The 6,434-nt window shown below is 68.3% G+C and carries 6 protein-coding genes; all 6 read right to left on the bottom strand.

What is annotated here, in order from left to right; all coding sequences use genetic code 11:
• Positions 1-7: 7 nt before the first annotated feature.
• Positions 8-175 (bottom strand): hypothetical protein, encoded by a 168-nt coding sequence (locus IEY55_RS28585; RefSeq protein ID WP_189061684.1) that lies wholly within the window; start codon positions 173-175, stop codon positions 8-10.
• 268 nt (positions 176-443) lie between these two features.
• Positions 444-722 (bottom strand): type II toxin-antitoxin system RelE family toxin, encoded by a 279-nt coding sequence (locus tag IEY55_RS28580; protein WP_189061683.1) that lies wholly within the window; start codon positions 720-722, stop codon positions 444-446.
• Positions 719-1,024, bottom strand: coding sequence for a hypothetical protein (locus tag IEY55_RS28575; protein ID WP_189061682.1), 306 nt, complete (start codon positions 1,022-1,024; stop codon positions 719-721). The genes IEY55_RS28580 and IEY55_RS28575 overlap by 4 nt, the downstream gene beginning before the upstream one ends.
• Before the next feature lie 2,377 nt (positions 1,025-3,401).
• Positions 3,402-4,739 carry a hypothetical protein gene (locus tag IEY55_RS28570; RefSeq protein WP_189061681.1) on the bottom strand — a complete coding sequence of 446 codons (1,338 nt, stop codon included), beginning with the start codon at positions 4,737-4,739 and terminating at the stop codon, positions 3,402-3,404.
• 26 nt (positions 4,740-4,765) lie between these two features.
• Positions 4,766-5,368, bottom strand: coding sequence for an HAD family hydrolase (locus IEY55_RS28565; protein ID WP_189061680.1), 603 nt, complete (start codon positions 5,366-5,368; stop codon positions 4,766-4,768).
• A 63-nt stretch (positions 5,369-5,431) separates the two neighbouring features.
• Positions 5,432-6,283 carry an NAD-dependent epimerase/dehydratase family protein gene (locus IEY55_RS28560; RefSeq protein ID WP_189061679.1) on the bottom strand — a complete coding sequence of 284 codons (852 nt, stop codon included), beginning with the start codon at positions 6,281-6,283 and terminating at the stop codon, positions 5,432-5,434.
• Between the last annotated feature and the right edge of the window lie 151 nt (positions 6,284-6,434).

The following is a 6,434-nucleotide window of genomic DNA, read 5'->3' as shown; positions in this document are numbered from 1 at the left end:
TGTGGGGTCAGGCCCGGCTGGTGTGCGGTTCGGGTTTCTTCCAGATCAGGACAGCCACGGTGTGGCCCGGCTTGTGGCGAGCCTGCCAAGCTGTGACCTGCACGTTCCAACCGTGCTCACGCAGGCAGAGGAAGTCCTCGAAGGCGCTGCTGTCAAGCTGGTAGGGTTCCGCCACGTAGACCCACTGACCACCGTCAGCATCGCGCAGCCGATAGCAGTGGTCGCACCAGTCGGGGAGAAGCCCACCTAGATCCGTTTCGCGGCGGCGTGGACTTGTGCCGTGGTGGGCGTGAAGCAGGGGCTCAGGTCCCTTTGTGGCGTGCCAGCCACGATACGAAGCCGCGCCAGTGTGACATGGGCAGCTTGCGATCAGGCCAAGTTCTGGGTCGTGTTCTTGGACGGTCGGTGCGGCCAAGATGCCTCCCTTGACGGGCCGATATCCGTCATCGTGTGCGGTAGGCGTTGCGGCGGTGGGCGACGGCAACCACGGTGATGCTGTGGGTGGTGTCGTTGATGGTGTAGAGGGCGCGGTAGTCGCCGCGTCGGGTGCTCCACACCCCGTCCAACGGGGCGTTGAGGGGTTTGCCCAGCCTGTAGGGGTTGCCGGCCACCGGGCCGGTGAGGTGCTCGTACAGGGCGGCGGCCGCGGGGTAGGGGAGCTTGTTCAGGCCACGGCGGGCGGCGGCGGTGAAGGTGACCGCGTAGGGGGCGGGATTGGTCATTCGCCGGTGGTGCGGCGGGCGGCCAGGTCCGCGGCGATCTGGTCGGCGGTGACCACGCGCCCGGCGTGTGCGTCGGCCAGGCCGGTGCGCAGGTCGCGGACCAGGTCGCTGTCGGAGAGCACGTCAATGGTCTCGCGGAGGCGGTCCAGTTCGCCGGAGGGCACCACGTCGGCGACGTGCTCGCCGTGGGCGATGACGGGGACGGTTTCGCCGTGTTCGGCGCGGTGGATGGCCTGTTCCCACACGGCGGCTTGTTGGCTGACCGTGTGCAGGTCGTCGGCGGAGACGGGCTGCTCGCTCATACCGCCCAGGATACGGCCGCCGGCCCTTCGGGGAAGTCACGCTGGGTACAGGGTTTCTGACGTGTCAGGCCGTTGTCCGACGGTGTCAGGACAGGTTCCCGCGCGTGTGAGCGCACGCGATGAAATCCGGGTTGGGAGGGTTTCTGACGCGTCGTGACGTCAGTGACGTCAGGCCCGCATCGGTGACGCTTCGTAGCAGCCGGGGTTGGGGCGGTCGGAGCCACACGCCCGGGCGGGCCGCGTGGGGCCGGGGCATGGTGTGAGGTTCGTGCTGCCCGCCGCGCGCCTCCCACCATGCTCCAGCCCCCACCGGGAACACCGCGGGCGGACACCGTGCGGATGCCGCCCGGCCAGTGAGCGGGGGAGTAAGAGCCGGGTTGTGGAGTGAGCGTCCTCACTCGCCCCGCCGCGGCGCTCACTCCGTGCATGAACTGGGAGAAGTGAGAAAGTGAGCGAGTGAGCGCGGGGCTTGAACCGGCCGGGAACGGCCCGGTTTTCGGGGACCGGCCAGTGCGAGTCGGGCTCACTCACTCATCGAGATCGGCGGTCGACGCGGGCTCGGGCACCCGGAGGCACGACACCCGGCTGGAGCCGCAGGGGGGCGGCCACCTGCCGACCCCCGGGAGACCCCCTCCGGCTCCAGCCCGCCCGAACCACGGCGCCAGCAGTGCCGTAGCCGGCCCAGCCACCACCAGTCAAGGTCAATGTCGGGCCGGCGGCAGGGAACGACACGGGGCTTCTCAACGCGCCCTGAGAGCGCCGGAGAGACGCGTTCCCACCTGCCCTGGAGTGATCGGGCCGGGGACGACGGGGGTTGTTCCCCCGTTCCGGAGCGTTCCGCTCCTAACCCTTCCCCTGCCCCCCACTATTTCAGCCGGTCTGTGCTCCGCTCCCGTTGTGCTGGAGCCGGAGGGCGGAGCAGACCGGGCCGCTCCCCATTCCTTTTTCAGCGGCTTTGGTGGGGCTGGAAAAGGAGGGGAACAGACCGCGCCGAACCGCGGGGAACGAGGGCGTTCCGCCGCTGTCGCGGTCGCAAGGCGCCCGATCACGACAGGGCCTGTGAGACCGGTGTTGCGGCAGGGAACGGCCGCAGGCGCGACCCGCGACCCAACCGTGTCAGTGCTGACCAGGACGGTCGCGGGTCAGGTCGCGACGGCGCGACCGGTCGCGGCCCAGCCGCGACCGATCCGCCCAGGTCGGGGCGGGAGCGGGGGGTGCGAGGTCACCTCACCTCACGTGACCTCACCTCAACTCGCCCCCCGCGGGTGGGGTTGGTCGGCCCAGGTGGGGGGCCGCCACCCTGAGGTGAGGTGAGGTGAGATGAGGTGGGGTCGGGCGGGCGTTCAGCGCGGCTCGGCCGTGAGTGAACGGGCCACCGTCGGCAACACGCCCACCCGGCACCCTCCGGCCGGGCCGCACCCCCACCACTCACCCGTTCACGTGCACACCATCACCCCAGGTCAGCCCGCGTGAACGGTCCATGCGGGCCGGGTGGTGACTATTCACGCCGCACCCGCTGACTCACGCGGCGTCCGGGCGCCGGCCGGCCACCGGTCATCAAGGCTGGAACAGGGGGGCAGAACACCGTTACGGAACCGTCAGCGCGGGTGTCAGACCCGGTGTCAGCACCCGCACACCCGCACGCGTCCTGGGGAAACCGCGGTGTCTGACACCTGACACCTGATCTTGATGTCAGACCGGGCAGGGTCTCAGACTGGGTCTCAGTTCAGCCCAGTTCGGACCCCCCCCCCACTGTTGCAGCCTTCTCGCCGACCAGCACCGAAGCAACCGGCGACAACCAGCCGGATTGACCACCCCAGAACTCCTAAGCGGAGGGTCGCAGGTTCGAATCCTGCCGCGGGCACAATCGATTGGGTGAGCTGTGCCCGCGGACCGCACGGGCCCTCATCGATTGTCATGCTCCCTGGGGGTGCAACCCCCAGACCCCACCCGGCGGGCCCCGCCCCCGGACCCCCACACACGCACTCACCATGGCAAGGCAACCCGCGGACCGCACGGGCCCTCATCGATTGTCATGCTCCCTGGGGGTGCAACCCCCAGACCCCACCCGGCGGGCCCCGCCGTCCAGGCACGCCAGCCCTGAGCAGCGACCACGGGCGTGCCGAACTGTCGGCGCGCCCGTGGTCTCGTTTTCGGTTGGATCGAGGTGGCCGAGGCCAGCTTTCCACCTGGTGGGCAATCCTTGCCCGGTACGGACGAGGCCGCTTGGCGTCTCGCCGATACCGCTGCCCGGATTCCGGACAAATAGCGCCGAGGGTGGTCCGATTCCTTATTTCCAGCGCCGGCGTGGTTCTGCAGGAGGCCGTGGCACTGTCCCGAGGGAACGGTCACCACGGCACCGCCCCTATTCCGGTCCTTACTCAGGTGGGTTGCGCCAGAGCCCGCAGATCTCGGTGTCCCGGTCGATGTCGTTGAGGAACTCGATGTCGCAGGCGTAGATCATCCGCTTGCCGGGATGCTCGGTCACCGTCCAGATCCGGCCCGGCCTACCGTCCGACTTGGGCCAGTGCGACAGGTCCTCCACCCCGATATCGGCCCGGTGCGCGCTCTCGATCTCCAGGGTCCCGGTCGTCGAAGTGATCTTCTTCGTGACGTAGAGAAGGCCGTTCTCCCGGTCGCCTCGACTGCGGCTGATGTACCACTTGTCGTTGTACGACAGCGCGCCCTGCACGTTCGGTACCGGGAGCCGGTATGCGGCGTCTGCCTTCCACAGGCCGTCGGTCAGCTTCGGCCTGCCGCTGCTACCGTCGAGCGGCCAGCGGGCCACCCGCCCCCACCGCACCGGATCGTCTCCCACGTCACCGCGGTTGCAGTACTCGCCGGTGGTGAGGTGGTCGATGCCGCTGCGGTCCAGGCCAACGAAGGAGAAGCTGGAACCACCCTCGCCGGTGCATTTCTGCCGCGTGTTGGTGTTGACCCAGTTGTAGACCTGCGGCATGACGAACCGGTAGCCGTGTCCGTAGAAAGTGCCCTGCTGCCGGCCGATCTGGGTCTTGTCCTTGGTGTCGCCGTTCTCGGCCGCTGCCAGGTCGAAGATGTAGCGCGTGTCGAAGACCCGGATGCCCTTCGCGGTGTCCGCGACGTAGAGGTACCTGCCGTACCAGGCGATGCCGCCGGCATGCAGGGACGTTCCGGCGGCGGTCTGCGTGGTACGCAGGCTCATGTAGGTCGCGTTGCCGGAGTCGTTGGTGAAGGGGTACGCCAGCAGGACGTGCCGGTACCGGAGCGAGTCCGGGTCAAGGAAGGTGACGCGGACGCCCTTTACCTGCTCGACGTCCTTGTTGTACCAGGTGATCAGGATAGCTCTCTTGCTACCCCACAGCTGGTCGGCCTGCGCGTCGGCGACCGTGGTGACGCCCTGCGGGTACCACTCGACCTTCTCGGGGTACTGCCAGCCATCGTCGGCGTCGTCGAAGCAGTAGCTGATCCCGTGGTGCTTCAGGCTGTTGGTCGCACCATGATTACAGGTGTCCGAGCTGGCGCTCTCCGTGGCTATCCGGTTGGCGTCCTCCAGGATGTTCTGCACCCCGAGCTTGGGCAGCTGCTCGTCCAGCCGAAGGGCCCGCCCCGGCAGATCCTCCGCGTGCGGGCCGGGTTTCAACTGGAAGTCACCGAGGTTGGGCGGGGCGGCCCGCGCCGGCGCCGGTTCGGCCACCAACAGGCCGCCGACCGCCATGACCGCGGCCAGCGTCACGCGGCCAAGCACCCCGAAGTGTCGTGTCAAGAGGTACCTCGCTTGGCCAGGTCCGCTCGCAGACGGCCCACATCGGTGAACAGCAAAGCGTCGATCCCCAGTTCCCTGGCCGCGAGCACGTTGTCCTCGCGGTCGTCGACGAACATCACCTCACCGGGCCCAGCGCCCAGCGATGTGCACAACCGCCGGTAGACAGCCGGATCCGGTTTGGCCAGCTTCAGGTCTGCGCTGAAGAAGCGATGCTGGAACCGGCCAGCCCACGGCTGGGTGTCGATCACGCGCGCCAGATCAACCGGTGCATTGGAGAGCAGGGCGAGCGGGACGTCGGCCTCGGAAAGCTCGCGAAGCAGGTCGGACGTGCCCTGGTTGAGGTTGAACCAGGCGATGTTGTCGAGGTCAACCAAGCGCTCCACCTCATCGTCGACGGAGGGTCTGCCCAGGTCGCCGCAAACCTTGGTCCAGAACTCGGCGGCGCTGACGACACCCAGGTCATAGGGTGTGCGGTGGGCCCAGTAAGCAGGCCAGAAGCGGTCGACGGTTGTGCCAGCTGCGGCAGCGAGCGCCGCGCCCGCCTCCTCAGTCGGCGGGTGGCACAACACACCGCCGTAGTCGAACACCACCCAGGTCATGCAACCCTCAACTCTCCGGTGGGGGGTCAGAACTTGTCAGGCAACCAACCAGCGTCGTCCCAGTCAGCTCTGGTCGGCGAAGCCCGTGCGCCAGGACAGGTAGCGCGGCTGCCATCCGAGCTTGGTGCGGGCCAGTGTGTTGTCCGCTCCACGTTCCCATGCGGCACGGCCGGCAACGCGCTCGGGAGCCGGGCCACCAACTGCCTGGGCCAGCACCGGCATCCACTCGTGTGCGGGTGCGGGCTCGTCGTCCACGATGTTCACTGTCCCACTCGGCCAGTCCAATGCGAGCACGGCGGCGCGGGCCGCATCAACGACATGCACGAACGAGGTGACGCCCTCGTTCGCCGTGACCTGGGCATCCCGGATCTGCTGCGCGGTGCGCCCGCCCGGCGCGTGAGAGGTTCCCGGGCCGTAGAAGAGGCCATAACGCAGGATCACGTGCTGCTCGATCTCGCTGACAATGTCCTCCAACGCCTGGACACCACCGATCGTGACAGATCTTGGCTCCGGTGCGTCGAGATCGAGCGGCATCCTCTCGTCGGCCGGGGTGTCGCCCGGCTCGTAGGCCCAGGCGATGGATTGTGCGACAACACGGGTGACTCCGGCCTTCTTGACCGCGTCGACCAGATTCCGGGTCCCCTCCCGGCGAACTCGCGCGTTGTCCGCCAGGTTCCAGTCCGACAGCGCCGTGAGCTGGTGGATCAGCGCGTCCGGAGCGCTCTCCGCCACGGCTTGGGCCAATCCGTCATGGTCGAACATGTCGATGCGCAACGGGATCACGCCCTGGGCGCGCAGATGTTGCATGCCCGACTCCCGGCGAGTCGTCCCCACGACCTCGTGCCCGGCGTCGATGAGAAGTGGAACCAACTGGCGGCCGACAACACCGGTCGCACCGGCAACGAAGACGCGCATGAACCGCACCCCTCCTTGGGGAATCAAGCTTCCCCGAGGGGAAGGCGCCGGACGACCCACCGAACACTCTAGTCGGGTCCGAGGTGCTTGCGGGGCGCGCAGAGGTGTCCGTTACCGCCACGTCGAAGGCCATGGCCGCGTAGTGCGCAAT

It is taken from the genome of Longimycelium tulufanense (genome assembly GCF_014645795.1).
Taxonomy (GTDB): domain Bacteria; phylum Actinomycetota; class Actinomycetes; order Mycobacteriales; family Pseudonocardiaceae; genus Longimycelium; species Longimycelium tulufanense.
The sequence above is the reverse complement of the archived record's forward strand: the minus strand, read 5'-3'. Positions and strand labels throughout refer to the sequence as shown.